This is a genomic window from Streptomyces sp. NPDC002573 (genome assembly GCF_042889625.1).
Taxonomy (GTDB): Bacteria; Actinomycetota; Actinomycetes; order Streptomycetales; family Streptomycetaceae; genus Streptomyces; species Streptomyces gibsoniae.
On the sequence record NZ_JBIARC010000007.1, the window covers coordinates 65,742 to 90,218 of the forward strand.

The 24,477-nt window shown below is 71.1% G+C and carries 23 protein-coding genes; 3 read left to right on the plus strand and 20 right to left on the minus strand.

The genetic code is table 11. From position 1 onward, the window contains the following. Nucleotides 1–13: 13 nt before the first annotated feature. The 15 genes from ACFYX0_RS09425 to ACFYX0_RS09495 form a co-directional block, all read right to left on the minus strand. The gene (locus ACFYX0_RS09425; RefSeq protein ID WP_388968381.1) at nucleotides 14–1,510 is read right to left on the minus strand and encodes a phytoene desaturase family protein; all 1,497 of its coding nucleotides are present in this window, start codon (nucleotides 1,508–1,510) and stop codon (nucleotides 14–16) included. Nucleotides 1,511–1,600: 90 nt separating this feature from the next. Further along, nucleotides 1,601–3,271, minus strand: a complete 1,671-nt coding sequence (locus tag ACFYX0_RS09430) for an AMP-binding protein (protein ID WP_311698908.1) — start codon at nucleotides 3,269–3,271, stop codon at nucleotides 1,601–1,603. An 11-nt stretch (nucleotides 3,272–3,282) separates the two neighbouring features. Then, a complete protein-coding gene (locus tag ACFYX0_RS09435; protein ID WP_388968384.1) occupies nucleotides 3,283–4,809 on the minus strand; it encodes a lyase family protein in 1,527 nt (508 codons plus the stop codon). Between the two features lies 1 nt (nucleotide 4,810). Next, a complete protein-coding gene (locus ACFYX0_RS09440; protein WP_388968387.1) occupies nucleotides 4,811–5,812 on the minus strand; it encodes a 4'-phosphopantetheinyl transferase family protein in 1,002 nt (333 codons plus the stop codon). After that, a complete protein-coding gene (locus ACFYX0_RS09445) occupies nucleotides 5,809–6,897 on the minus strand; it encodes a C45 family autoproteolytic acyltransferase/hydolase (protein WP_388968390.1) in 1,089 nt (362 codons plus the stop codon). The genes ACFYX0_RS09440 and ACFYX0_RS09445 overlap by 4 nt, the downstream gene beginning before the upstream one ends. Nucleotides 6,898–7,008: 111 nt before the next feature. After that, on the minus strand, nucleotides 7,009–7,932 hold the full coding sequence (locus tag ACFYX0_RS09450) for a 3-oxoacyl-ACP synthase (protein ID WP_388968393.1): 924 nt from the start codon (nucleotides 7,930–7,932) through the stop codon (nucleotides 7,009–7,011). Nucleotides 7,933–8,014: 82 nt separating this feature from the next. Then, a complete protein-coding gene (locus ACFYX0_RS09455) occupies nucleotides 8,015–8,452 on the minus strand; it encodes a MaoC family dehydratase (RefSeq protein ID WP_388968396.1) in 438 nt (145 codons plus the stop codon). Beyond that, nucleotides 8,424–8,912, minus strand: a complete 489-nt coding sequence (locus ACFYX0_RS09460) for a MaoC family dehydratase N-terminal domain-containing protein (RefSeq protein WP_355916300.1) — start codon at nucleotides 8,910–8,912, stop codon at nucleotides 8,424–8,426. The genes ACFYX0_RS09455 and ACFYX0_RS09460 overlap by 29 nt, the downstream gene beginning before the upstream one ends. A gap of 118 nt (nucleotides 8,913–9,030) precedes the next feature. Then, a complete protein-coding gene (locus ACFYX0_RS09465; RefSeq protein ID WP_388968399.1) occupies nucleotides 9,031–10,503 on the minus strand; it encodes a UbiD family decarboxylase in 1,473 nt (490 codons plus the stop codon). Continuing rightward, nucleotides 10,500–11,135 (minus strand): UbiX family flavin prenyltransferase, encoded by a 636-nt coding sequence (locus ACFYX0_RS09470; RefSeq protein WP_388968781.1) that lies wholly within the window; start codon nucleotides 11,133–11,135, stop codon nucleotides 10,500–10,502. The genes ACFYX0_RS09465 and ACFYX0_RS09470 overlap by 4 nt, the downstream gene beginning before the upstream one ends. 97 nt (nucleotides 11,136–11,232) lie before the next feature. Further along, nucleotides 11,233–11,736: a hypothetical protein gene (locus ACFYX0_RS09475; RefSeq protein WP_355916306.1), complete on the minus strand. Its 504-nt coding sequence runs from the start codon at nucleotides 11,734–11,736 to the stop codon at nucleotides 11,233–11,235. Further along, the gene (locus ACFYX0_RS09480; RefSeq protein ID WP_388968402.1) at nucleotides 11,733–12,281 is read right to left on the minus strand and encodes a beta-ketoacyl synthase chain length factor; all 549 of its coding nucleotides are present in this window, start codon (nucleotides 12,279–12,281) and stop codon (nucleotides 11,733–11,735) included. The genes ACFYX0_RS09475 and ACFYX0_RS09480 overlap by 4 nt, the downstream gene beginning before the upstream one ends. Continuing rightward, nucleotides 12,278–13,372: a beta-ketoacyl-[acyl-carrier-protein] synthase family protein gene (locus tag ACFYX0_RS09485; RefSeq protein ID WP_388968405.1), complete on the minus strand. Its 1,095-nt coding sequence runs from the start codon at nucleotides 13,370–13,372 to the stop codon at nucleotides 12,278–12,280. Before ACFYX0_RS09485 ends, ACFYX0_RS09480 begins: the two co-directional genes overlap by 4 nt. A gap of 246 nt (nucleotides 13,373–13,618) precedes the next feature. Further along, nucleotides 13,619–14,323, minus strand: a complete 705-nt coding sequence (fabG, locus tag ACFYX0_RS09490; RefSeq protein WP_355916315.1) for a 3-oxoacyl-ACP reductase FabG — start codon at nucleotides 14,321–14,323, stop codon at nucleotides 13,619–13,621. Nucleotides 14,324–14,878: 555 nt separating this feature from the next. Next, on the minus strand, nucleotides 14,879–16,291 hold the full coding sequence (locus ACFYX0_RS09495; RefSeq protein WP_388968408.1) for a transcriptional regulator: 1,413 nt from the start codon (nucleotides 16,289–16,291) through the stop codon (nucleotides 14,879–14,881). A gap of 682 nt (nucleotides 16,292–16,973) precedes the next feature. Here ACFYX0_RS09495 and ACFYX0_RS09500 point away from each other — a divergent pair. Then, nucleotides 16,974–18,770 (plus strand): AMP-dependent synthetase/ligase, encoded by a 1,797-nt coding sequence (locus tag ACFYX0_RS09500; RefSeq protein WP_388968411.1) that lies wholly within the window; start codon nucleotides 16,974–16,976, stop codon nucleotides 18,768–18,770. Between the two features lie 206 nt (nucleotides 18,771–18,976). Beyond that, the gene (locus ACFYX0_RS09505; protein ID WP_388968414.1) at nucleotides 18,977–19,900 is read left to right on the plus strand and encodes a glyoxalase; all 924 of its coding nucleotides are present in this window, start codon (nucleotides 18,977–18,979) and stop codon (nucleotides 19,898–19,900) included. 13 nt (nucleotides 19,901–19,913) lie between these two features. On the opposite strand, the gene ACFYX0_RS09510 is transcribed toward ACFYX0_RS09505, so the two are convergent. The 3 genes from ACFYX0_RS09510 to ACFYX0_RS09520 all read right to left on the minus strand — a co-directional run bounded on the left by ACFYX0_RS09510 (nucleotide 19,914) and on the right by ACFYX0_RS09520 (nucleotide 22,314). Further along, nucleotides 19,914–20,735: a DUF3566 domain-containing protein gene (locus ACFYX0_RS09510; RefSeq protein WP_388968417.1), complete on the minus strand. Its 822-nt coding sequence runs from the start codon at nucleotides 20,733–20,735 to the stop codon at nucleotides 19,914–19,916. A gap of 103 nt (nucleotides 20,736–20,838) precedes the next feature. Further along, a complete protein-coding gene (locus ACFYX0_RS09515; protein ID WP_388968420.1) occupies nucleotides 20,839–21,381 on the minus strand; it encodes a hypothetical protein in 543 nt (180 codons plus the stop codon). Between the two features lie 138 nt (nucleotides 21,382–21,519). Continuing rightward, nucleotides 21,520–22,314: an SDR family oxidoreductase gene (locus ACFYX0_RS09520; RefSeq protein ID WP_355916329.1), complete on the minus strand. Its 795-nt coding sequence runs from the start codon at nucleotides 22,312–22,314 to the stop codon at nucleotides 21,520–21,522. Between the two features lie 193 nt (nucleotides 22,315–22,507). Between ACFYX0_RS09520 and ACFYX0_RS09525 the strand changes: the two genes are divergently transcribed. Further along, a complete protein-coding gene (locus tag ACFYX0_RS09525) occupies nucleotides 22,508–22,822 on the plus strand; it encodes a hypothetical protein (protein ID WP_388968423.1) in 315 nt (104 codons plus the stop codon). A gap of 34 nt (nucleotides 22,823–22,856) precedes the next feature. Here ACFYX0_RS09525 and ACFYX0_RS09530 read toward each other — a convergent pair whose 3' ends face one another. Together ACFYX0_RS09530 and ACFYX0_RS09535 are read right to left on the minus strand one after the other, a co-directional pair. Further along, on the minus strand, nucleotides 22,857–23,351 hold the full coding sequence (locus ACFYX0_RS09530; protein WP_388968426.1) for a PaaI family thioesterase: 495 nt from the start codon (nucleotides 23,349–23,351) through the stop codon (nucleotides 22,857–22,859). A 203-nt stretch (nucleotides 23,352–23,554) separates the two neighbouring features. Next, nucleotides 23,555–24,433: a YegS/Rv2252/BmrU family lipid kinase gene (locus ACFYX0_RS09535; protein ID WP_388968429.1), complete on the minus strand. Its 879-nt coding sequence runs from the start codon at nucleotides 24,431–24,433 to the stop codon at nucleotides 23,555–23,557. Nucleotides 24,434–24,477 lie beyond the last annotated feature (44 nt).

Genomic DNA, 24,477 nt, shown 5'->3' on the forward strand with positions numbered 1-24,477 from the left:
GCTCGATGGTGCGTCACAGAACGGCCAGCAGCCGCCGGGACAGCCGGGCCGCCGTCACGATGGTCGAGTTGTAGCCGCCGGCCGTGACCCAGTTGCTGACCAGGACCAGGCCCGGGACATTGGGCTTGAGGTCGTCCTCGTGGAACAGCCAGCTGTCCATCGCGTCCTGGTCGAAGCCGTAGATGGCGCCGCCGGGCTGGCTGAGATAGCGCTTGAAGGTCACCGGGGTGGCGATCTCGGCCTCCTCGATCACGTCCCGCACCCCGGGCGCGATGGCCTTCAGCAGGTCCAGCAGGGAGGCCGCGTACGCGGACTTCGCCTGCTGGTAGTCCCGCACCGGGACCGCCTCCCACGGGTCCGCGTACTGGATGGTGACCAGGTTGACCTGTGAGGCGCCGGGCGGCGCGAAACCGGTCGGCCGGACGTCGTAGCAGCTCGCGAGCAGGAAGGGGGCCGGCTCCAGCGACCGCATGCCCCGGGCCACGGTCCGCTCGTCCAGATCGGCCGTGAGGAAGTTGGTCGCCGTGGAGAAGCCGAGTTCCGCCGCGGGCGCGTCCAGGCCCAGATACAGCGCGGTGGCCGACGGCCCCATCCGCCGGGAGCCCAGGTCCCGCAGGACGCCGACCGGGACGTCCGCCGGGTCGAGCAGCCGGGTGTAGGTGGTGCTGGACGGCGCGTTGGAGACCACCAGCCGGCACGAGACGGTCTCCGCGTCGTCCAGGCGGACGCCTACGGCCCGGCCGCCTCGGGTGACGATCTTGTCGACGCTCGTGTTGAACCGGACCTCGCCGCCCGCCTCCAGGAAGGACTCCAGCATCGCGGAGGACAGGGCCTGGCTGCCGCCGACGATCTGGTACGGCTTGGTCTCGATGAACAGCGCGAGCAGTCGCGCCATGTCCATGAACGACATTCGGGACGGCAGCTGGCCGTTGTAGCTCCAGTACGACGACAGCACGAACTTCAGGCGCTCGTCCGTGAAGAACTCGTCCAGCACCTCGCGGAAGGTCCGCAGACCGTAGCGCCGTACGTCGGAGAGGCCGGACAACCACTCCGTCTGCTCCTTCAGCCGGTGCAGATTGGCGCGGGCCGTCAGCTGCCACAGGCCGACCTCCCGCACGATCCCCAGGAAGCGGGTGAGCGCGGCGCGGTTGCCGGGGTAGTGGTTGTCGAGCACCTCCACCGCGCCCTGCCAGTCGGCGGGCAGTGTCACATCGAGCACGCCGGGCACGACCGTCCGGTACAGCTCGTCGTCCTGGATGAGCCGCAGCCTGCGCGTCACATCCATCTCGTCCAGAACCTCCCGCAGCGGGCCCGGGCCGCCCATGCCGCCCAGCTGGTGCAGTGACACCTCGAACTCGAAGCGGCCCCGGACGAACGAGGTGGCCGCGCCGCCCGGCACGTTGTGGCGCTCCACCAGCAACGTCCGCCGGCCGCCGCGCTGCAGCGTGGCCGCGGCGGCGAGCCCGGCGTTGCCCGCGCCGATGACGATCACGTCGTAGTCGACGCTCATTGCGATGTCTCCCTCCGGTGACCGCATGGTCTTCGCTCCGGTGACCGGGGAGGCGGACCCGCCGCCTCCCCGGTCAGGGCGCGGTGTCTGTCAGCACCCGCCGACGATGGACTTGGCCTTGTCGCGCACGATGCGCTTGAGCACCTTGCCGGTGATGCCGACCGGGATCGTGTCCTCGTCCACGACGACGGCGCTCGCCATCTCGGGCAGCCCGTACTTGGCCAGCGCGGCGTTCACCCAGGCGGTCGGGTCCTCGGGCGCCTTCGCCCCCTCGACCAGGTTGAGGAACACATGGGTCTCGGCCACCCCCTCGTCCTCCCAGCCGAACTGCACGCCCTCGTCGGCCATGCCGACCACCGTGCAGTCGAGGATCTCGGGGTACTCCCCGAGCAGCATCTCCTCGGTGTAGGCGCTGTACACGACGCCCGCCTCGGTGCGGATCGCGTCGCTGGTGCGGTCCAGGTGGTAGAAGTTGTTCGCGCCGTCGCGGTAGACGAGGTCACCGGTGAGGAAGTAGCCGCCGAGCCACTGCTTGTGCCAGCGGACGTTGTCGTTCCAGAAGCCCGGGGTCAGCGACCGGGACCGCACACCGAGCCGTCCGACCTGTCCGGGCGGCAGCACCGTGCCGTCCTCGGAGAGCGCGGCGGCCTGCGCGAAGCGCATCGGGCGTCCGATGCAGCGGCCGATGTTCTGCCCGCCGGCGCGGTGGGCGAAGTCGAAGAGCACATAACCCATCTCGGTGGAGCCGAACATGTCGATGAAGATCGCGCCCGGCGCCGTGTGCGGCTTCAGGTCGCGGCCCGTCACGGTGTGCGAGCCCTTCTCCAGCAGACGCTTGATGTGCACCAGGTGCGCGGCGTCCCCGGAGACGTAGTACGCCTCGACGCTCGTCAGGTCACGGCCCGCGAGGTCCTCGGCCGCCATCTCCGCGAAGGTGTGCGTGAAGCCGAAGACGATGGTGGGGCGGTGCTTCTCGACGGCGTCCAGAACGGCGGTGCCGCTGGGGTCGGTCTGGTGCACCAGCGGAGCGCCGAGCGTCAGGCCGAGCAGGGTGTTGGACATGGCGGACACATGGTGGCCGGGCAGCGCGAGCAGCCGCTTGCGGGTGCTGCAGTCCTGGCCGTCCTCCAGCCTGCTGAGCGCGCCGTGGAACAGCGTCTCGTGGGTGTGGAAGGCGGACTTGGGGATGCCGGTGGTGCCCGAGGAGTGGGAGATCAGGATCGGGTCCGTCGGGGTGTGGCGGAACGGGTAGTTCTCCGGCCGCTGCGCCCGGTGCTCGGGGGTGATCTCGGACTGCAGCGCCACGAAGCCCGGCGCGAGCTCGTCGTCCAGGTGCTGCAGCAGCTCCTTGTGCCAGGGCTCCCGCGTCATCACGCCGACCACCTGCTGGCGGCGGATGTACTCACGGCGCACCTCGAGCGGCATGTTCGCGTTCACCAGGGACGCGATCGCACCGAGGCTGGTGAGCGCCATCAGGTTGAGGGCGAAGTCGGTGATGGAGGTGGACACGATCGCGACCGCGTCCTTCGCCCGCACGCCCGCCTGGTGGTAGAAGCCGGCGTAGGTGGCCACGATCTCCTGCAGCTCACCGAGGGTCAGCACCTCCGGGTGGTCACCGGAGGGCGAGCGCCATGAGCCGTCCGTCCACAGTACCTGCTCGTCGAGGGACCGGCCGTACCCGGGGAGCCGGTGCAGCACGTTGCCCGCACCCAGAGCCCTGTCCGCGAGAATCTTCTGGCGGAGTTCCTCACTGATCATCATCTGGCTGTCTCCTAGTCTTCCCGGTCGTGCGACGAGGGGGTGGGATCGGTGGGACGGGTGTACGGGTGCGGGTTGTCGGTGGCGGCCTGGGACCGGTCGCCAACGGTCGACGGGTCGCCGGCGGTCGTGGTGGTGGCCCGGTGCACGGCGCGGTCGGTGAGGGGAACGGCCGCCCCCAGGTAGTCCTCAGGGGCGAGCAACCGCTCCAGCGGGATGGACGGACCGTCCGCGTGTCCGGCCTCCTTCAGCGCCAGCCGGAGCGCCTCGGCCAGCGGGACACCGGTCTCCGTGGAGCGCACCGCACGGGTGACGGTTTCCTTGGCCGGCCGCCGCCCGAGGTCCGGGGAGAGCGCGACGGACAGCCGCTCGGCGACCAGTCCGGTGCCGGTCAGCATCAGGTTGGCGCGGACCTGCTCCGCCGACACGACCAGGCCCTCGGCGAGTTCGGCCGCCGTGTGGGCCGCGCCGCCCGCCAGCCGCAGGCACTCGCGCAGCGGCTGCCACTCCGCGTGCCACGCGCCCGCGGGACGCTCGTCCTCGGTGACCACCGCCTGCTGCAGGACCAGCGCGTACACCGGCAGTTGCCGCGCCGCCGCCGCGACCAGCGTGCTCAGTACCGGATTGCGTTTCTGCGGCATCGCGGAGGACTGACCGCGGCCCGCCGCGGCGGGCTCCGCCACCTCGGCGATCTCCGTGCGGGACAGCACCAGGACGTCCGCGGCGAACTTGCCGAGCGCTCCGCCCACGAAGGCCAGTACACCGGCCAGATCGGCGATCGGGGTACGGGCGGCGTGCCAGGGCAGCGCGCTCTCCGCCAGCCCCAGTTCGTCCGCGACCAGTTCCACGAGCCGCAGTTCGGGATGGACCCCCGGCACACCGGCGGCTCGCAGATGGTCGTGGTACGCCGACAGCGTGCCGGCCGCGCCGCCGAGCGACACGGGCAGACGCGTGTCGAGCAGCGCGCCGACCCGGTCGTGGGCGTCGGCGATCAGGGTGAGCCAGGTGGCGGCCCTGAGCCCGAACGTGGTCGGCACCGCGTGCTGGGTGAGCGTGCGCGCGGCGGCCGGTGTGGTGCGGTGCTCGCGGCTCAGGGCGGCGAGGGCCGCGCGGATCCGGCCGAGGTCGTCACGGAGCAGGGTGAGCGTCCGGGTGGCGACCAGCATCGCCGCCGAGTCCAGGACGTCCTGGCTGGTGGATCCGGCGTGGACGTGCCCGGCGGCCTCCGGGGAGACCTCCGCGACGAGTTCGGTGAGTCTCTTGACGAAGTACACGACCGGGTTGGCGGCCTCCCGCCCCCGGCGGGCGAGCTCCACCAGACCGAGCCGTCCGCTCGACCCGGCCGTGCGGATGGCCTCCGCCGTGCCCTGCGGCACCGCGCCGACGCTCGCCTGGGCGGTCGCGAGCGCGGCCTCGAACTCGACCATCGCCGCCAGCCAGGCCTCGTCCGAGGTGACCGCTTCGACCGGCGTGCCGGCCCAGACGGGCGACAGCAGTCCGGAGTCGGCTCCGGGCGCCGGGGTCTCTTCGTCGGCGGACATGTCACCTCCTGCTGTTCTTGTCGTTGCGTGCGGGATCGGTGAAGTGCCCTTCCGGGCCTGTGGTGTTCGGTTCGTACGGGGCGGTCGGCGCATGCTCGGCACACGGGACGCCCGCTCCCGGTGCCGTGTCCGGCCACGGGACGCCCGCCTCCGTTGCCGTGTCCGGCGGCGGCTCCGTCTCCGGCAGCCGCCAGGTGTTCAGGCGGACGTCCGGGGCGGTGCGGCCCCGGGTCACCACGGCCGTCATCACCCGGGCCGAAGGGGCGCCACAACCGGCTGACGTCAGCTCGAACTGATCGGTGCGGCCGCACCACGGCGCGGTGCCGGCGTCGCGGATCCCGGCGAGCGCACAGCGGCGCGCCCCGGGCGGCCGGTACAGCCGCACGTCCCGTCCTCCGCGTGCGAGTCCGCGTCCGGTCGCCTTGACCGCCGCCTCCAGCAGCGTCCAGGCCGAGAAGAAGGCCTCGGGTTCGCCCAGGTCCGCCAGTAAGGGCGTGTGCGGGTAGACCGTGCGCAACACCTTGGCAGGCGACGGCACGAGGCGCATCACCTCGACGTCGACGCCGATCGGCGCGCCCCGGCGCACAGCGACCAGCAGCACCTCCGCCGACCTCGACCAGCTGACGTGCCAGTGCGGGTGGTCCGGCAGTGCGGGCCGGCCGCCCGGCGCGGCCGCGATCCGCACCGCTGCGGGGTGCTCGCCGAGCCTCCGGGCGAGCACCCGGCGCACGGTGGAACGGGCCCGGACATAGGTGACCGCGGCGGCGGGGCTGCGGAACCGCTCCGCCCGCCGTACCTCCTCCGCCGACAGCTCACCGCGGCGGACCTCGTCGTCCCAGGCGTGCTCGGCCGCGCGCAGATCGACGAGCCACCCTTCGACACAGGGCTCCGTCGGCCGGGGTCCGGTCGCCGTGCCGTCGTGCACGGGGTGTCCGGGCGCCGTGTCGTCGTATGTGCGTCGTCCGATCGCCGTGTCGTCGTACGTGGGCCGTCCGGTCGTCATGTGCCCGCCGCCCCGCTCGTCTCCCCGGCCGTGAAGACCTGGGGTAGCGCCGACGACCGGGAGCCCAGCAGATGCAGGTCGCCGACGGCCGGGCGCATGGCCACCACCGCGACGGTGCGCTCGCGGCGGATGTCGCCGTTGTCCGGCACGAAGATCGGCGGCGTCGACAGCAGGGCGAGATGGTCCCGCGGCGACGCCGAGTCCGGCAGGGCGCTCAACCGGACGGTGCACGCGTCCAGTCGGCGCAGCGAGGAGTTCTTGGCGAAGACGTTCAGCTCGTCGAAGGGGATGAACTCGGGGTGGAGGAAGTGGTTCGTGTGGACGCTCTGCGCGGCCCGGACCACATGCATCCGCCCGTCCAGGAACTCCGCGCAGGCGGCGCCGGAGGAGTCGCACAGCGTCAGGGACCGGGAGCTCGCCAGCCGCAGCCGTGAGAGCACCTCCAGTGCCTCGTCCACCGACCCGGCGCTGTCCAGGACGTGACGGACGGCGAGGTAGGGCGGCAGGCCCGGCCGCCACTGCCCACCCAGCACGAGGTTGATGCCGACGGCCAGGCCGTCACTGTTCATCCCGAGATAGCCGAGCAGCCCGCCGAAGCTCAGCATCAACACGTCCCGCCGGGCCCCGGCCCTGCTGATGGACAGGACACTGGTCTGGTCGTCGAGGTTGCCGTTGAGGTCGACCGTCTGCGCCAGCACGGTGTGCGGGCCGGTACCGTCCACCCGGGCGTAGGTGGTGCAGTCGCCGTGCGGCCGCCGGCGGGTGCTGCGGTAACCGGCGATCTCCCGGCGCAGTTGGAGCAGCAGGGCCTCCTGACGGCTGATGCCCGCGCCGGCGGCCAAGCCCCGGATCTCCTCGGCCAGTTCGGGTGCGGCGGCCTCGATCTCCTTCTCGAACTCGGTGAAGGTCGGGCCCAGCGAGGACAGGGAGACAGGGGTGTCCAGAAGGTGGTTCAGCCGGGCGAGGCCGTCGTCAAGGAAGGCGCGCAGCGCCGTGGCGCGGGCGGCGCCGTGCTGCCGCCCGACTTCGAAGGGGTCACCGGTCAGCCGGAGGAAGGGGGCCGGACCGGACGCGGTCGTGGTCACCGTGCCACCTCCAGGGCAGCGCGGCGTACGGCCGGTGTACGGCGTGACGGCCCGGCGGCCGCGGCGGTCCTGGTCCGGACCCAAACCATGATCGGACACCTCTTTTCGACGTCAGGCGAGCTTGCGGAGCAGGACGCTGTGCCGGGCGCCCGGAACACTGGAGGCCAGCAGATACAGCCCGTCGGGCTCCTGCCCGCCTGAGGCGAGGAGGTCGACGAGGTTGATCAGGGGGTCGGCGGCGAAGCAGTGGCCGAGGCGCTCGATGTTGCCGGTGCGCATCTGCGCGGCCGTGAAGCCCGCCTGACGTTCCTTCATCGTCACCAGCGGCCGGACCAGGTTGGCGGGGAGCAACGCGGTGATCTTCTCCGGCGGGATTCCGGTGGCGCGTTCCAGCTCCGCGTTGACGGCGACGGCGAGCCGGGAGTCGATCTGGTCGCGCAGCCCGAGCACCGCGGCGTCCTGGGCCGAGGCCGACGCGAGGACCGCGAAGCCGTCCGGTCCCTCCTCGGCGCTCACCAGGCAGCTCGCCGCGCCATCGCTGAACAGCGCGAACTTCTCCAGCCGTACGGCCTCGTCGCGGATCCGGTCCGCGGTCACCACCAGGACCCGGCGCTGGCTTCCGGCGCGGACGAGCGACACGGCGACGTGCAGGGCCGCGAGCAGGTTGTTGCACCGGTTGAGCGTCATACCGAAGGCGAACGACACCGACGGGAGCGCCAGTCCACCGAGCACCGCGCCGAGGAAGCCGGCGTGGTCGTCGACGGAGCCGGGGAAGGAGCTGGTGCAGACGATCACTCCGTCGACCGACCCGCGTGCCGCGCCGGACGCCTCCAGGGTGGCGTTGCCGCTGTCGACGGCCAGCTCGACCGTGCGGCGCTCGGTGCGGAAGTAGCTCCCCCAGCCCCAGGTACGGGGGGCGACGGGGATGCCGTAGTGCGCCGCGCGGGATGCGAGGTCCGTGAGGGCGGTGTGGGGTTCCTCGATCTCGCCCAGGACATACCGGGGCGCCACGAGGAAAGCCGGTGAACTGCTCATCCGTCCTGTATTCCGTTCGCTTGGCAGTCGAATGCGGGACCGTCGGCCGCTCTCGGCACGCGTCCCCTGGGGCAGCGGTCCGTCACGAAGGCAGTCGTACGACCGCTCGTGCCTCGCTGAGCACCTTGGTGCCGCCGCTGGTCACCACGAGGTCGATACGGACCCGCGCGTCGTCGAGCCTGGCCGCGATCCGGCCCTGGACCTCGACCGTCGCGCCGTGTTCGTCGTCCGGCACCACGACCGGCTTGCTGAAGCGGGTGCGGTACTCGAGGATCGCGCCCGGATCCCCCGCCCACTCGGTGACCGTGCGGGCGGCCAAGGCCATGGTGAGCATGCCGTGGGCGATGACGCCGGGCAGTCCGGCCTCCCGCGCCACCCTCGGGTTCCAGTGGACCGGGTTGAAGTCCTCGGAGGCGCCCGCGTACCGCACGAGGTCGGTGCGGGTGACCGTGACCGTCCTGGCGGGGAGTTCGGTCCCCACCTCCACGTCCTCAGCGCTGATCGTCACGCCGGTCGTCATCGCGCTCACCGCCCTCCACAGCACTCAGGGATACGAAGGTCATGTGTGTGGTGACGACATGTGAGCCGTCGGCGTCCGCGAGGTCGGCCCGCAGACCGAGGACGTCCCGGCCGCGCAGCGTCTGGGCCCCCGTGATCTCCAGGGTGGTGACGAGACGGTCGCCCGCCCGGACCGGCCGGGTGTAGTCGAACCGCTGGTTGCCGTGGATGAGGTAGGTGGGGTCGAAGCCGATGTCCTCGTAGCGGAACACCTCCTCCATCGCCTTGGCGACCACGACGAACGGGAAGGTGGGCGGCGCGAGGACGTCCGGGTGCCCGAGGCTCTGTGCCGTCGCCGGGTCCGTGTACACGGGAGCGGGGTCGCCCACCGCCTCGGCGAAGCGCCGGATCACTTGCGGTTCCACGGGGTAGGGCTGTGCGGGCGGGTACGTCGTCCCGACGCACTTCGGGTTGAGCGCCATGTCGCTCCATCGGTGGAAGGTCGGACAGGGGGTCGAGCGGTCCGCGGCGGTCGACCGACGGCCCGGGTCGTCGCGGGGTGCGGTGGCCGGCGGGCGTGTCCTCGGCCGGTGGGCGTGGTCAGTCGTCCCAATGGTCGATGACCTTGCGGCGGACGTCGGCCGGGTACGCCTGGGCGAAGGAGCTGTGGTGCAGTCGGCCCTCGCCCCAGGCGGGGAGCAGACCGTCGTGGAGGACGCTCGGGCCGCGCATCGCCTTGCGCTCCTCCTCCGAGTAGCAGGCCATGAACGGCAGGACCACGCCGTCCCAGGCCGCGCGCCGGTCCGTCGGGTGCAGCCGGGTCGCGAGCGCCCACAGCAGGTCGGCCTCGTTCGCGGGGTCGATGTCGTCGTCGAGCACGAAGGTGACGGGCATCATCGCGCTGGGTCCGCCGCTGTTGTGCATGACCTCGCCGATGCGCCGTACGAACTCCGTGGAGTCGACGCCCGGGAGGGTGGTGCGCCAGTCCTCTGGCACGGTGACCACGGTCCAGTGCATGGCCGCGAGGAACGGCATCCACACGGTGGTGACCGGCAGGCCCGCGCGGCGCAGGGCGTGCAGCACGTTGGCGGCCCGTCCGGTGCCGGTCACGGTGTGGTACTCGTCCGCCGGCCGGCCCTCGGCGACGACCGGCCAGATCGGCCGGTCGCGGTAGGTGATCGCCTCCACCGAGTACACCGGCTGCAGCGAGGTCTGGGTCGAGGCGTATCCGGCGTACTCGCCGAACGGACCCTCCAGACTGTCCCGTCCCACCGAGAGATGACCCTCGATCACCACCTCGGCGTGCGCGGGGACCTCCAGGTCGACGGTCTCGCAGCGGACGACGTCGATCGGCTCGCCGTGCAGCGCGCCGATGTAGCCGGCCTCGTCCACGCCCCTGGGCAGCGGGATGCCGCCCACGAACGGGATGGCCGGAGCGCCGCCCTGCACCAGGGCGTACGGCATCGGTTCGCCCCGCTCCGCCCAGGCCTGCCAGACCAGGCCGAGGTGCTGAGGCGGTACCACCAGACCGGTCATGCGCTTGCCGTCGAGCTTCATGATCCGCGAGATGGACCAGTTGGTCCACGCCCCGTCGGGCGTCTTCGCGATGATGACGCCCCAGGTGTTCAGATAGTCCCCGCCGTCCCCCTCGTGGATGCGAGGCACGACGAAGTGGTCCAGTGTCGCCTCGTCCCCGAGCAACACGTTCTGCTTGCACGGAGCGTCCTCGCGGGGCACGGTGCGCGGCGGTACGGGCGCGGCGTCGCGGGTGCGCACCAGATGCTCCACCAGCGCGACCGCGTCGGTCTCGGGCGGCAGACCCACCGAGAGCGCGAGCCGGGCCAGCGGCAGGTCCGGCCGGGAGCTCACCCCGGCGGGCGCGCCGAACAGCCGCATCCCGATCCGGTCCTCCGTGATGTTCGTGAACAGGGGTGCGGGGGCGCGCAGTTCGTAGGATCGCCGGGTGTGAGCCGCCGCTTCGAGGTCCGCGCTCACCGGCCGGCTGATGGTCTTCAGATCGCCGAGGGCGGCGAGTGCGTCGGTGTACGCACGCAGGTCGACGATGTGGCTCATGAGGTCGGCCCTCCGGGGGAGTTCGCGATGACGGGCTGACGGTCGGGACCGGCCACGGGGAAGCCGGCGTCCGGGAGCCCCTGCCACCGGCGGGCGCGGTGTGAGGCTATGCCGAACTGGTCGAGGACCCGGGCGACGATGTGATCGACCATGTCGTCGACGGTGGACGGGTGGTTGTAGAAGGTCAGCATCGGCGGCAGGACCACCGCGCCCCTCCGGGACAGCGTCAGCAGATGGTCGAGGTGGTTGTCGCCCAGCGGGGTCTCGCGGGGGACGAGGACGAGCTTGCGCCGTTCCTTGAGCGTCACGTCGGCGGCCCGGGCGACGAGGCCGTCGGCGTACCCGGTCCTGATGGCGGCCAGGGTCTTCATGCTGCACGGCATGACGATCATGCCGTCCACGGGGAACGAGCCCGACGCGATCGCGGCGCCCTGGTCGTCGGGGACGTACGACACATCGGCGAGCGCGGCCACCTGACGTGCCGTGAGGTCGCTCTCGGCCTTCAGGGTCACGCGCGCCCATCGGCTCATCACCAGGTGCGTCTCCACTCCCTCGTGGAGCCGCAGCTCCTCGAGCAGCCGGACGCCCAGGATCACTCCGGTTGCACCGGTGATGGCCACGACCAGTCGCATCGACTGCACCTCGCTCCTTCGCTGTGGCTGTCGGACCTGTCCGTCGTCCGGGCTCCGCGGCGCCGGGCGGGGTGCGTCCCGCCGCGGGGGCCGGCGGCTACTTCAGACAGGCGCGGAAGCGGCAGGCCGCCGCCCCGTCGCGCATGCACGCGACGACCTCGTCGTCGGCCTTGACCTTCAGGCCCTCGAACCAGCCGGCGCGCAGATCCAGACAGGGGCACTGGTAGCCCTCGAGCGACCGGCTGGCCGCCAGCATCTTCAGCGCGAAGTGCTCGCTGACGACGGAGTCCCAGGTGCCGTCGTCGTCGAAGTCGGCGGAGTCGAGTCGCACCATCGAGGAGAACATCAGCCGGGCCAGCGATTCGAGGGTCTCGGCCACCTCCTGCGGCGTGGGCTCCGCGGGCACGGGATGGCGGCGGCTGTAGAGGGTGGCGACCCGCCGGGCGACGAACCTCATCACCTCGGCGTTGAGTTCGTTGGCGACGTCCTGACCGAACCGGCCCTTCACCGCCTGGTACCAGCGGGCGTCATGCAGCCACCAGGACTGCCGCAGCAGGGCGATCTCGGTGGACAGCGGGAACTCCAGACCGGTGTCCGTCATGCCGTGCCCTCCTCCCGGTGCGCGGCGGGAGCGCCCACGAGCAGGGCCTCCGCCCGGTCCGACTCGCCGTCGCGCGTGGCCAGTTCGACCAGCACCACCAAGACGTCCGACGTGCTGCCGTCCTCGATGAGCAGCTCCGCGAGTTCGAGGCCCTCGGCGAGCGGGTCGCCGGCCGGGCTGATGCAGATGACCGGCCCCCCGAGCCCCCAGCGCGCCGAGACGACACCGAGGACGGCGCTGGGCACCGACTGGTAGAAGAGCAGCGGCGACGCCTTCGTACCGGCGTCCACCGATCCGGTGACGGCGGCCTCGGTGGCCATGTCGCCGAGGCGCGAGACCATGACCATCCCGGTACGGCCGGCCCGTTCGGACGGCGCGGGCGGCTCGCCCCAGTGACCGCTCAGACAGCGGTCCGCGACATGGGCGATGATCGGGCCGAACGGCGAGGCGGTGAACCCCGGGAGGTTCGGCGGCTGGTCGTGGTCCCCCTCGGTGGGCCACACGACGTGGTGCAGGGTGATGGGCTTGGCTGCCGTGGTCGTCATGCCGCGCTCACCACCAGCGCGGTGTTGGCGCCGCCGAAGGCGGAGTTGAGGCTGATGACATGCTGTGTCTCACGTTCCCTCGGGGAGTCGAGCACAAGGTCGAGCCGGCAGTCGGGATCGGGCCCGAGATAACCGGAGTTGATCGGCAGGCGCCCGGATCGCATGGCGAGGACGCTGATGACGAACTCGACCATGCCCGCCGCCTGGAGGGCGTGCCCGTGCATCGACTTGGTCGAGCTGACGGGGATCCGCTCCGCGTGCTCGCCGAAGGCGCGGTGCAGCCCCGCGGTCTCGGCGGAGTCGTTGTACGGCGTACCGGTGCCGTGCGCGTTGACGTAGTCCAGGTCCGACGGCTCCAACCCGGCCCTGGCGAGGGCGAGTTCGATCGAGCGGGCCATGCCGAGGCCCTGGGGGTGCGGCTGGCAGACATGGTGTGCGTCGCCGGCCATGCCCCAGCCGTCCAGGTAGGCCAGCGGGCTCATCTCCGCGCGGCTGTCCGCCGCCTCCAGGACGACCGCGCCGGCGCCGTCGCCCAGCAGCAGTCCCTTGCGGCCGGAGCTGAAGGGCCTCAGCCGGCCGTCGGCGGCCAGCGCCTTGCCGGCGTTGAAGGTGGTGAAGGACTCGGCGTCCACCAGATGACCGGCGACCACGACCACCCGGTCCCGGCGGCCCGAGGAGATCAGGGCGCCCGCCTCCGCGATGGCGGCGCTGGCGGCGACACAGGCGTTGATGTAGGTGCGACCGGCGGCGCCGAAGCCGCACTCACGTGCCAGCCACTGCGCGGTCTCGCTGATGGGCCTGGACTCCTGTTCCTCCCGGGGCAGGCGGGACACGGCGGGATCCGCGTGCCGGGCCGCGACCAGGAGTGTGTCGGTCCGCTCCGGCCCACCGAGGCCGGCCTGCTTGCAGGCCTCCTCGGTCAGCGTCTTCAGCTCCGTGTCGAGGTCCAGCTCGGCCGCGCCCTGGGCGGCGACGCCGACCCGGTACCTGCTCGTGTCGAACCGGGTCACGGGGACGAAGGCGGGGACTCCGGAGTAGATCCCGTCGCGCAGCACGTCGACACCATGTCCGTAACCCGTGGTGACCGCCATCCCCGTGACGGCGACCCTCCTGCCGGATTGGCCGAATCCAGTTTGCGCGTTCACCTGTAGCCTCCCAGCGTCGGTGCGATTCGCCCGTGAGTCATGTCGAACGGCCTCAAGAAATTGCCTCGTCTGTTTTCGGCCGGGCGTGCCGAATTCTTTGTTGGCTCTTTGGGGGAACAAAGTCTTCCGGTCACCGGAACTTTGCCGCGGTCTCCGTAATGGATCCCGGACGCATCGAGGCCCGGGAACACATCAGTGCCCCATTCCCATGCCGCCGTCCACGGGGATTACCGCGCCCGTGACATAGGCGGCCTCGGGCGAGGCCAGGAACTGGACCGCGGCGGCCACCTCGTCCGGGTCCGCCATGCGGCCGAGCGGGACCTGACCCACGATCTTCTTGCGCTGTTCGTCGTTGAGCGCGGCACTCATGTCGGTGTCGGTGAGCCCGGGCGCCACCACGTTCACCGTGACGCCGCGCGGGGCGAGTTCGCGGGCCAGCGAGCGCGCCATGCCGATCAGACCCGCCTTCGAGGCCGCGTAGTTGACCTGCCCGGCGACTCCGCTGAGGGCAGCGGTCGAGGAGACGATGACGACCCGTCCCCCCTTGACCCGCACCAACCGCCGCACGGCGCGCTTGAGCACCCGGTAGGTGCCGGTCAGATTGGTGTCGATGACCGAGGTGAAGTCCTCCTCGGTCATCCGCATCAGCAGGCCGTCCCGCGTGATGCCCGCGTTCGCCACCAGGACCTCGACCGGGCCGTGGGCCGCCTCGACCTTCTCGAACGCCTCGTCCACGGCGGCCGGGTCCAGCACGTCGCAGGGCACCGCGAACAGCCCCTCGGGGGCCTGGCCCGAGCGGCTGGTCACCGCCACCCGGTCACCGCCGGCGCTGAGCCGCCGTGCCACGGCCAGGCCGATTCCGCGATTCCCGCCGGTAACCAGGACAGAACGGCTCATGAGTAAATCTCCAGCCTGATGGTCGTGATGGTCGCGAAAAAGTCCAGAACGCTGCCCGGTACCCCCGCACGGTGAATCCCGTGACTCGGCGCACGAGGTATGTGGGGTCCGTGTGGCTCGGCGGGACGGGCACCGAAATCTCATCGCAACGCCCCTGAATTTTCCACAGCCACCCGTGTGCTTCGGACGTGCCTCGCGGCCGCTCGGCTCCACGGGACACACCGGAGGCACATTGCTCCGGCATTGACGCGGCACGGGGAGGGTTGCTACAGAGCGCTACGGCCTTGCCGGCTCCTCCAGGGCGTGTTGCGCCCTGGAAAAGCACTCGGCCGCCCAGTCCGTGCCGGGCGGCCGAGTTCCGTGTCACCGCGGGAGCCGGGCACTCGCCCTCGGTCTCCTCGTGGTCGGTGGTGCTGTCAGTCCCGGTGCTGCCTGTTCCTCTCCTCGTCCTCACACCCTGTGGCACCGCCGCTCGCGCCGGGACCGGCGGCCGGTCGTCGTACTCGGCTCACTCACCGCCGCGAGACGGTGACGCGCGGGCCGGACAGCGGCCGTTCAGGCGGAGGCGAGGAACCTGGTGACCTCCGGCAGGTGCGCGTACGCCCGCAGGGCGAGCCGCACCCGCTCGGACGCCGCCGCCCGCACACCCCCGAGCAGGGTCGCCGCCCTGCTCGCGGACTCCGCGCCACCGGTGGCATCGCCCAGTGCGACCTGAGTCTCGGCGGCACGCAGCAAGTACATGGCGTGCACACACGGGGGGAGTTCCAGTTTCGGATGGTGCTCGGACAGGACCGGCTCGAAGTGCTTGATGGCACGGTCGGGCTGGTCGAGGTCGAGCAGGGACACCGCGTCCATGCAGCTGAGCCAGTCCTCGGACCGCAACGGCAGGATCCGGATGCCGCCTGACGAGGCAACCGTGGTCAGCGCATGGCGCCCCACGGTCAGCGCCCTCCGGCGACTCAGATCGTCCCCGCGCTGTGCGTGGACACGGGCGGACTGCGTGTGCAGGAGCGCCAGCAGGGTCGGGTCCTTCACATGCATCTGGTTGCGGCGCAGCAACTTCTTGACCGCCTCCAGCAGTTCGGCGGCCTCCTCATGCAGTTGCAGATCCAGGTACTGGCCGACGTGCAGGGTGACGATCGCCGCAGCCGTCTCCGGATCCTTGGCGGCGGTCGCGCACCGCAGCGCGGCGACGTAGTACCGCTGCGCACCGACATGCTGGCCCTGCAGCCGGGCGATGAATCCGCACACCGCCAGTCCCTCGGCCGCGAGGACCAGCAGGTCCCGGCCCTTGTGCAGGGCCTCCGGTGCGGCCAGGAAGTGGTCGGCCAGATGTCGCAGTTCGAGTTCGCTGGCGGCCACCAGCCAGCCGGCGGAGAAGTTGGCCGCGAACCGGTGGAGGGTGCGCAGCCGGGTGCAGGCCTCCAACACGGATTCCCTCTCGCCCACCAGGCCGGGCCCCCGCCCCCGAGCTGCGGCCAGGAGGGTGGAGTCGGCGGGAGTCGTGGCCATCTCCTCGGCCATGGCGTCCAGCCAGTTCTCCATGAGTGACCTGGCGGCCCAGCCAGTCGCCAGGAGGTACTCCTGCTGGATCTCCTCGCGCCCGGCGATCGCATCAAGTATCGCTTCGGGGACGGCCGATGTCGTCCAGGGTAATTCCAGCTGTCGTGCGTCCCCGTTGGCCAGGTGCAGCCAGTCCGGCCAGTCCATTCTCAACACCTCCTCGTGGGGGACCGCGTGGATGTGCGCTATGGCGAGCTGAGCGGTGCGCTCCGGTACGGCACGGCCGGACTCCCAGCGGGAGACCTTCTCGCGCCGTGCGGCCATCTGGCCGAATCCGAGCTCCGCGTGCGTCCGGGCGATGAGGCGCGCGTACTCGCCGTGGGTGAAACCGGCTTTGGAGCGCAGAACCGCCAGAGGATGGCGGTGGCGGTTCGCCGAAGCTACAGTTCTTGTTTGGCTGTACATTGCGTGGTACCTCTCGGTTGAAACGTTCTTCGTTCTGCCGACACCTGCGTGGATCGGGCGGTCCTATCGAAGGTCGTCGGCTGTGGTACGGAGCACGGGACTCATCTTCACGCAGGGCAGGTCGGTGTCGTACGCGGCGCGCGTGCGGCCATCACAAGGAACCGCTCCCACGCCGAGACCGAACCGAAGCCTTTCGGAACCGTCACGATGCAGCCGCGATCACAGCGAGTACTCCCGTCCGGCATCGACCCGAGCCGGAGCTGGGCCGGTCGAGGCGCTGAGCCGCGGCGGCACCGGGTGGTCCCCGGCAGCCGGGGGCCGTGGCACGCTCCCCCGTCCGTCCCCTCGGCACATGCACGCCCCCTCCTCAACTGGCCGAAAAGGCCAGGATAGTTCGTCATTACCGATCAGTAGAGGAACCATGCGAACAGACTAGGATCGGGCATGCCCTCCATGACAGAGGAATCGTGCCTTCCTGATCAACCCCCCCTCCATGTGAACATGGAGACCCCGGAAGGGCCTTCACGAAGTGTGCACGTCCGGCATCTGTACCGCCTCACCTACCGGCTGGTAGGGTCCGCTTACGGCTGGTTCCGTGCGGGCCGTCGAATACAAGCCCTTGACACGGCCCAGCAGATGCCGCAGCCGACACCGATGTCGACGCCGACAAGGAGCAACAGCCTTGCGCGAGTTCAGCGTTCCGGCCTTATACGACGTTCCCCCGGACGGTAATCTGACCCAGGTCGTCGTCCGCAACGCGGCCGAGTTCCCCGACCGGGCCGTGCTCGCCCACAAGGTGTCCGGACAGTGGCGGGACGTCACCGCGGCAGCCTTCCTCACCGAGGTGCGCGCCGTCGCCAAGGGGCTCATCGCCTCCGGTGTCCAGCCCGGGGACCGGGTGGCACTCATGTCCCGCACCCGCTACGAGTGGACGTTGCTGGACTACGCCATCTGGGCCGCCGGCGGGGTCTCCGTGCCCGTCTACGAGACCTCCTCCGCCGAGCAGGTGGAGTGGGTCATCGGTGACTCCGGCGCGGTGGCCTGCGTGGTGGAGACCGAGGCGCACCAGGGGATCGTGGAGCAGGTGCGCGAACGGGTCCCCCTGATGAAGAGCGTGTGGCAGATCGATGCGGGCGGGGTCGAGGAACTCGTCTCGCTCGGCACCGATGTGACGGAGGCTCAGGTGGACGAGCGGATCGCGTCGGCCGGCGCGGACTCGCTCGCCACCATCGTCTACACCTCCGGAACCACCGGTCGGCCCAAAGGGTGCATGCTGACCCACCGCAACTTCCTCGCGGAGTGCGGGAACACCATCGCCCGGATGAAGCCGATCTTCGCGGAGGACTCCTCCGTACTGCTCTTCCTGCCGCTCGCACACGTCCTCGGCCGGGTCGTCGAGATCGGGGCCATGATGGCGCCGGTGAAACTCGGGCACGTCAGCGACATCAAGGACATCACCGCGGAACTCGCCTCCTTCCGGCCCACCTTCCTGCTGGGCGTGCCGCGCGTCTTCGAGAAGGTGTACAACTCGGCCCGGGCGCAGGCCAGTTCGACCGGCAAGGGAAAGATCTTCGACCAGGCCGTGGACACGGCCATCGAGTACAGCAGGGCGCTGGAGACCTCCTCCGGGCCGGGCTTCCCGCTGCGGCTGCGCCACAAGCTCTTCGACCGGCTGGTCTACGGCAAACTGCGCGCGGTCCTCGGCGGACGCGCCCGGCACGCCATCTCCGGCGGCGCTCCGCTCGGTGAACGCCTCGGCCACTTCTACCGCGGACTCGGCTTCACCGTGCTCGAAGGCTACGGCCTGGCGGAATCCTGCGCGGCCACCACGCTCAACCCCTGGGACCGGCAGAAGATCGGCACGGTGGGCCTGCCGCTGCCGTGCAGCACGGTGCGCATCGGTGAGGACGGCGAGGTGCTGCTGCAGGGCGAGCATCTCTTCGGCGGGTACTGGAACAACGAGGAGGCGACCGCCGCGTCCCTCGTCGACGGCTGGTTCCACACCGGCGATCTGGGTTCCCTGGACGACGAGGGCTATCTCCGCATCACCGGCCGGAAGAAGGAGATCATCGTCACCGCGGGCGGCAAGAACGTCGCTCCGGCCGTGATCGAGGACCGCATCCGGGCCCATGCGCTGATCGCCGAGTGCATGGTGGTCGGCGACGGCAAGCCCTTCGTCGCCGCCCTGGTGACCATCGACGAGGAGTTCCTGCCGCGCTGGGCCGAGCAGAACGGCAAGCCCGAGGGAACGTCCCTGGCGGAACTCCGCGACGACCCCGAGCTCCTCGCCCAGATCCAGAGCGCGGTGGACGACGGCAACGCCGCAGTGTCGAAGGCCGAGTCCGTGCGCAAGTTCCGCATCCTGGACCACCAGTTCACCATGGACTCCGGTCATCTGACCCCGTCCCTGAAGCTGAAGCGCAATGTGGTGCTCCGGGACTTCGCCGACGAGATCGAGGCCCTCTACACCTCCCGGTGAGGCGACATCCGCCGCAGGCGATCGCCACGAAGAGAAGCCCCCGGGGAACGCCCCGGGGGCTTCTTCGTGCGGTCCGGAGTCCGAGCTGCGGCCTGTCCTCACTCTGAGAGATGAACCGGTGCGCCGGCGAGACACGTGACCATCCGTCACATACCCACGGTGGGAACCCGACCCCCACTTTGGGCGCACACCAGAAAGGAACATCCATGAGGTGTCGTTCTGCCGTCTTACTGCTCTCCGCCGCGCTGGCCGCATCGCTCCTGTCCGTCCCGGCCGAGGCGACACCGCCGTCCGACGCCCATGCCTCGGCCACGAGCCGCCCGGTCTCGGTGGGCCCGCAGTACGACACGACACACGTGTATGTCACACCGGGCTCGCTCCAGACGTTCGTCACGAGTTGGGAGAGCACCTTCGGCGGTACGAACACCGCAGCGGTGCTCACCGATGTCACCCCCACACCCAGCCGTACCCTCTCGGAACTGGTGCTCTCCCCCGTCGGCACGCTGTCGGTCTTCGACTTCCGGACGCCGATTCCCCATCCCTTCGGGGTGGAGCGCAACGGCTGGCTGACGACGGATCTCGACACCGCCGTGAAGTCGGCGCTGTCGGCGGGTGCCGATGTCGAGGTGGCCCCGTTCGACGATCCCATCGGCAGGGACGCGGTCATCGAGTTCCCCGGCGGGATCCACACCCAGCTGTACTGGCACACCACCCCGCCGCACTACGCGGCCCTGGCGACCGTGCCGGAGAACCGGCTCTACGTCTCGCCCTACGCGGCGTCCGCCTTTCTGCGGTCCTATCTCCGCTTCACGCGGGGCCACATCACGTCGGACCAGCGCAGGGCCGACGGCGCCGCGATCGGTCTGCCCGGGACGACGTACCGTCGCACCGCGATCGACTCGGGATTCGGCAAGACCGTGGTGACCGTCACGGACGGCCATCTGCCGTACCCCTTCGGCCGTGAGCAGACCGGCTACGCCGTCAGCGACCTCGCCGCGACGCTGGCCAAGGCCCGGGCGGCCGGCGCCACCGTGCTGTGGGGGCCGATCACGGCGCAAGGACGCCACAGCGCCCTCGTGCGGTTCCCGGGCGGCTACATCGCCGAGATCCACGACACCGCACCTCACTGACACGGCAACATGGCTATGGCCGGGGCCCGAGGCCGTCCTCGTCGGGTGCGGCGTCGGACTCCGTCTCCGGAGGGGCCGGAGGCTCTTGGGCCAGCGTCATCTCGACCCCGCCGACGGCGCCCGACGTCCAGTTGAAGAGGAAGGCGACCAGAGTCGCCAGCGCGGTGACGAGGCCCACCTCCGCCGTGACGACGACGATGGTGAGGCCGACGGTGGTCTCCCAGCCCAGCGACACCACCGGTTCCTGGCCCAGCACGGTCAGCATGATCGCGACCACCCCCACCATGACGATCACGCACAGACCCAGGCCCGCGGACACCAGGAAGCTCGTCTTCATCACCGACCAGGGCTCAGCTGCGGATATCCGCAGCCGTACCCTGCGCCATCGCGGTCCACGGCCGGTGACCGGCGGCCACCGTCGACTGCGTTCGCCGGATCTCCCGGGTGCCTCCCCTGCCTCGGCCGCCTCGCCGTCGGTGCCACCGGTGGCCGGGGAGGCTTGCCGATCCTGTGGGCCCTGTCGCTCCGGTCTCCCCGGCGGGCCGTCCGTCGCCAGGCGGTCGGATGCCGGGCGGGGCGGATGCTGCGGCGCCGTGGTGACCGGTGTCGGCCGCTGTGCCGCGGGCGGGGCGTGCGGCGGTGCGGCGTCTTCTCCGGGTTGCCCACGCCGGGCGTTCTCCGCGGCGGGGGGACGGTCACCGGTCCTGCCCCCGGCCGCCCGTGTGCTGTCGCGGCGGCGATTCCGTTCACGCTGTCGGCCGCGGTCCGCGTCGGGGGCGCCGCTCCCGGCGGTTTTCCGTCGTCCGGAATTCGTCGGGCGCTTGCCCTGGCTCATGCGTCCTCCTCGTGCTTCACGCAGCGGCCCCTCGCGGCGCCGTCGGGCACGCCCGTACGGGGCGGGCGACGGTATGGGGCGGGCGACGGTATGGGGCGGAGCCTCAGCGGGCCGTCCGGACACCGCCCCTCGTGACGGAGGCGAGGTGGTGGCCCGTGACACGGCCGATCTCGTGCCAGAAGGGCCTGGCCGTCAGATACACGCCCAGGGCCGACAGCACTCCGAGGGAGACATCGACACTGATCCGGCCCTGCTTGGCCCAGTAGACGTCCTGCAGGTCCAGCAGCAGCGCGAACTCGTCGCAGATCAGGGCCGTTCCGCAGCCATAGGCAGCCGCCACGGCGGGATGTCCGACGGCCCGCTCGTCCCCGCGTACCGCGACCAGTCCCAGACCGGCGAGCGTGACGATGCCGATGTTGTAGTGGTGCAGATGCTCTCCACCGGCGGAGATGTTTCCCCAGGGCAGCCATCCGCCCCGGATGCCATGCGTGATGACCCGCACGGAGGCGAAGGTGACTCCGAAGGACACCCAGGTGATCAGCAGCGAACGCTGTACGGGGGTGAGATGACGGTCCGCAGTGTCTCGCCACCGCCGTACGAGAGGGGGCCCGGCCGGTCTGCGCCGGCGGATACTGGTGGTGCGCATGGTCGACGGCCTCCCATGCCGAGCGGGCACCATGCACGACGACGCGGCGCCCGGTGCCGTCCCCCACTGAGGTGCGGTTCAGACGCTATGTGCACACCCGGGGTTCCGCATCTCAGGGCGCCGCGCGCGGGATGCGGTTCACGGCACGATGGCGTCGACGTATCCGCCGTCGACACGCAGCGCACCGCCGGTGGTGGCGGAGGCCTGGTCGGAGCTGAGGTAGACGACCATATGGGCGATCTCCTCCGGCTCGATCAGCCGCTGGAGCAGTGACTGCGGCCGGTGCTCACGCATGAAGACACGCTGGGCCTCGTCCCAGGGCAGGTCGCGGTCGACGAGTTCGTAGACGAAGTCCTCGACGCCTCCGGTGTGGGTGGCGCCCGCGAGGACGCAGTTCACCGTGACGCCGGTGCCCGCGGCCTGCTTGGCGAATCCCCGGCCCACCGCGAGCAGCGCCGTCTTCGTCATGCCGTAGTGGATCATCTCGGCGGGGATGGCGACGGACGAGTCACTGGCGATGTACTGGACACGCCCCCAGCCGCGTTCACACATGGCCGGCAGGCACAGACGGGTCAGCCGCACCGCGGCCAGGACGTTCACCTCGAAGTAGCGCCGCCATTCGTCGTCGGTGATCTCCAGGGCGTCCTTGGCGCCGAAGATGCCGAGGTTGTTGATGAGGATGTCGACGTGCGGCAGTGCCTCGACGGCCTGGCGCGCGCCCTCCTCGGTGGTGACGTCCGCGGCGACGGGCACCACATCGGCTCCCGGCACCTCGCGGGTCAGCTGCGCGACGCTGTCGGCCACGCGGTCGGCGGTACGGCCGTTGACCCCGACCCGGGCTCCGGCGCGGGCCAGCCCGGCGGCGATCGCGGCGCCGATGCCCTGTGTGGAGGCGGTCACCAGTGCGGTACGGCCCTTCAGATCGATCTGCATTCTCGTCCCAGCCCTTTCGTGTGCGTGCACTGGACTGGGTACCCGTGGCGCCGCGCCGGCACGGGAGTTCCGGGATCACGACCCCCGGATGGCCGCCTTACCCACCGGGGGGGTCCCGGCCCTGCCCCGGTGGGCGCCGGGGGCTGCGACATCAGACCGCGGTGCGGCCACCGTCGAGGGGAAGCACCGCGCCGTGCACGAAGCCGCCGGCTTCGCTCGCCGGGAACTCGCCAGGAAGACGATGCTCGCGGCGATCTCTTCGGCGGACGCCGGACGTCCGGCCGGGGCCTCGGCGGCAAGGCCGTCCAGGCCCTCACCCGGCGCCGCGGTCCCCTCAGTGCGTGTGGGACGCTCCGCCATGGCCGGTGCCGGCGCGGCGACCAGGGAGAACTTCGCCCTGACGTTCAGCGCGTGGACGGAGTCGAGCTCCTGGAGGAACGAGGACGGCGTCACCGCAACCGGCGCGGCCACGCTGCCTGATCTGCGCTCACTCTTCCCCGGCTACTGAGCGGGGTGTGCGCCGCGTGTGGGCGCGGCGCCTCTCAGGCCCCGGGCGTCGGGAACAGGACGCAACTGCTGGTGGCGTGGGCCAGCAAACGGTCCGAGCTGTCGAGCAGCTGGGCCTGGGCGAGGGCGGTGCGCCGGCCGCTGCTGAGCACGGTGCCCACGGCCCGTACCTCGCCCGTGTCCACGGTGACCGGACGCAGGAACTTCACCGTCAGATCCAGCGAGGTGTACGCCATGCCGAACGGCAGAGTGGAGTGAACGGCACATCCGGCCGCAGAGTCGAGGATGGTCGCGAAGACGCCGCCGTGCACACTGCCGATCGGGTTGTAGTGCTCCTCACCCGGGACCAGTGTGAAGACCACACGCCCCTGCTCCGCCTCGGAGAGCACCAGGCCCAGCGTCGCGATGATGGGTGGGGTCGGCACGCTCCCGGCCAGGAGTTCATGCAGGAACTCCAGCCCGGACATACGTCCGGCAGCCTCCGCGGTGACCGCGGGGTCGTCCCATTCGTACGTACGTGATCTCCCCATGCCCCGGGGCCCTCCTCGTCCGGCTTCGCCAGGCGAAGCTAACTGCCCCACCGGCTGACTGTCAATGACAAAAGTCAGCAGTCCCGCCCTGGTGGGAGGGGCCGGGCCGAGAGGAACGGCCACCGCTGCCCCGGCCGTCCCACCCGTCGGTGCGGATCAGTCGCCGGGCGGCCGGTCGGCCAGGCAAACTCGGCCGCGCTCCCTCAGCACAGCACGGCGAGCGCTCCGGGCAGCACCCGGGCCGTGACGGGGAGGACGGCATCGACCTCCCCGTCGGTGCCGTAGGGAACGCTCCGGTCGGCCTCGATGCGGACCTCACTGCCCCGCACGATCCGCACTTCCGGCCGGTGGACATGGGCCCCCGACTTCAGCTCGTTCATCAAGGTGAAGAACAGCCGGCGCGGCGCCTCGCGGATCATCACCACGTCGAGCAGCCCGTCGTCGACACGGGCGTCGGGGGCGATGATGCGGCCGGAGCCGTAGTACGCGGAGTTGGCGGCCACGACGGTGTAGCCGCGGTGCGGCAGTTCCTCGCCGTCGACGGTGACCCGGTAGGCGGCCGGGCGCCAGGTGGCGACGGCCCGCAGTCCGCCCGCGTAGTAGGAGGCGGCCCCCTTCAGGAGGGTGGAGCGGTTGGCGTGCCGGTTGGCGAGCGCGTCGACGCCCGCGTAGACGCTGCCGAGGGCGACGCTGCGCCCGTGGGCGGACTCCACTTCGATGGTGTCGACGGAGCGGGGGGCGTGGTCCAGCAGCACCCGGGCCAGTGCCTCCGGCTCGGTGGGCAGGCCGAGCGCGCGGGCGAAGTCGTTGCCGCGCCCGGCCGGGACCAGACCGAAGAGCGTGTCGGTGCCGCTCAGGGCCCCGCCGATGCCGCCGACGATGCCGTCACCGCCGACGGCCAGGACGACCCGTTGCCGCGCCCCGGCCTCCCGGGCGAGCTCCTGGGCGTGGGCCAGGCTGCGGCTGTACTCGGTCTCCAGTTCGGCGCCTGCCTCCCGCAGCAGCCGGGCCACCCGGAGCAGCCCCGCGACCCCGGCGGATCCGCCGGCGGTGGGGTTGACGATGGCGGTGAACTGTCGCATCGGTGTGCCTCCGAGGGCGCCTGACGGGTCGTGGACGAAACGAT

Excerpts from the sequence above, each read along its gene's own strand:
- ACFYX0_RS09425 (WP_388968381.1), bottom strand. The coding sequence starts at position 1,510 with ATGAGCGTCGACTACGACGTGATCGTCATCGGCGCGGGCAACGCCGGG.
- ACFYX0_RS09430 (WP_311698908.1), bottom strand. The coding sequence starts at position 3,271 with ATGATGATCAGTGAGGAACTCCGCCAGAAGATTCTCGCGGACAGGGCT.
- ACFYX0_RS09435 (WP_388968384.1), bottom strand. The coding sequence starts at position 4,809 with ATGTCCGCCGACGAAGAGACCCCGGCGCCCGGAGCCGACTCCGGACTG.
- ACFYX0_RS09440 (WP_388968387.1), bottom strand. The coding sequence starts at position 5,812 with ATGACGACCGGACGGCCCACGTACGACGACACGGCGATCGGACGACGC.
- ACFYX0_RS09450 (WP_388968393.1), bottom strand. The coding sequence starts at position 7,932 with ATGAGCAGTTCACCGGCTTTCCTCGTGGCGCCCCGGTATGTCCTGGGC.
- ACFYX0_RS09455 (WP_388968396.1), bottom strand. The coding sequence starts at position 8,452 with ATGACGACCGGCGTGACGATCAGCGCTGAGGACGTGGAGGTGGGGACC.
- ACFYX0_RS09460 (WP_355916300.1), bottom strand. The coding sequence starts at position 8,912 with ATGGCGCTCAACCCGAAGTGCGTCGGGACGACGTACCCGCCCGCACAG.
- ACFYX0_RS09465 (WP_388968399.1), bottom strand. The coding sequence starts at position 10,503 with ATGAGCCACATCGTCGACCTGCGTGCGTACACCGACGCACTCGCCGCC.
- ACFYX0_RS09470 (WP_388968781.1), bottom strand. The coding sequence starts at position 11,135 with ATGCGACTGGTCGTGGCCATCACCGGTGCAACCGGAGTGATCCTGGGC.
- ACFYX0_RS09475 (WP_355916306.1), bottom strand. The coding sequence starts at position 11,736 with ATGACGGACACCGGTCTGGAGTTCCCGCTGTCCACCGAGATCGCCCTG.
- ACFYX0_RS09480 (WP_388968402.1), bottom strand. The coding sequence starts at position 12,281 with ATGACGACCACGGCAGCCAAGCCCATCACCCTGCACCACGTCGTGTGG.
- ACFYX0_RS09485 (WP_388968405.1), bottom strand. The coding sequence starts at position 13,372 with ATGGCGGTCACCACGGGTTACGGACATGGTGTCGACGTGCTGCGCGAC.
- fabG (WP_355916315.1), bottom strand. The coding sequence starts at position 14,323 with ATGAGCCGTTCTGTCCTGGTTACCGGCGGGAATCGCGGAATCGGCCTG.
- ACFYX0_RS09495 (WP_388968408.1), bottom strand. The coding sequence starts at position 16,291 with ATGTACAGCCAAACAAGAACTGTAGCTTCGGCGAACCGCCACCGCCAT.
- ACFYX0_RS09505 (WP_388968414.1), top strand. The coding sequence starts at position 18,977 with ATGAGGTGTCGTTCTGCCGTCTTACTGCTCTCCGCCGCGCTGGCCGCA.
- ACFYX0_RS09510 (WP_388968417.1), bottom strand. The coding sequence starts at position 20,735 with ATGAGCCAGGGCAAGCGCCCGACGAATTCCGGACGACGGAAAACCGCC.
- ACFYX0_RS09515 (WP_388968420.1), bottom strand. The coding sequence starts at position 21,381 with ATGCGCACCACCAGTATCCGCCGGCGCAGACCGGCCGGGCCCCCTCTC.
- ACFYX0_RS09520 (WP_355916329.1), bottom strand. The coding sequence starts at position 22,314 with ATGCAGATCGATCTGAAGGGCCGTACCGCACTGGTGACCGCCTCCACA.
- ACFYX0_RS09530 (WP_388968426.1), bottom strand. The coding sequence starts at position 23,351 with ATGGGGAGATCACGTACGTACGAATGGGACGACCCCGCGGTCACCGCG.
- ACFYX0_RS09535 (WP_388968429.1), bottom strand. The coding sequence starts at position 24,433 with ATGCGACAGTTCACCGCCATCGTCAACCCCACCGCCGGCGGATCCGCC.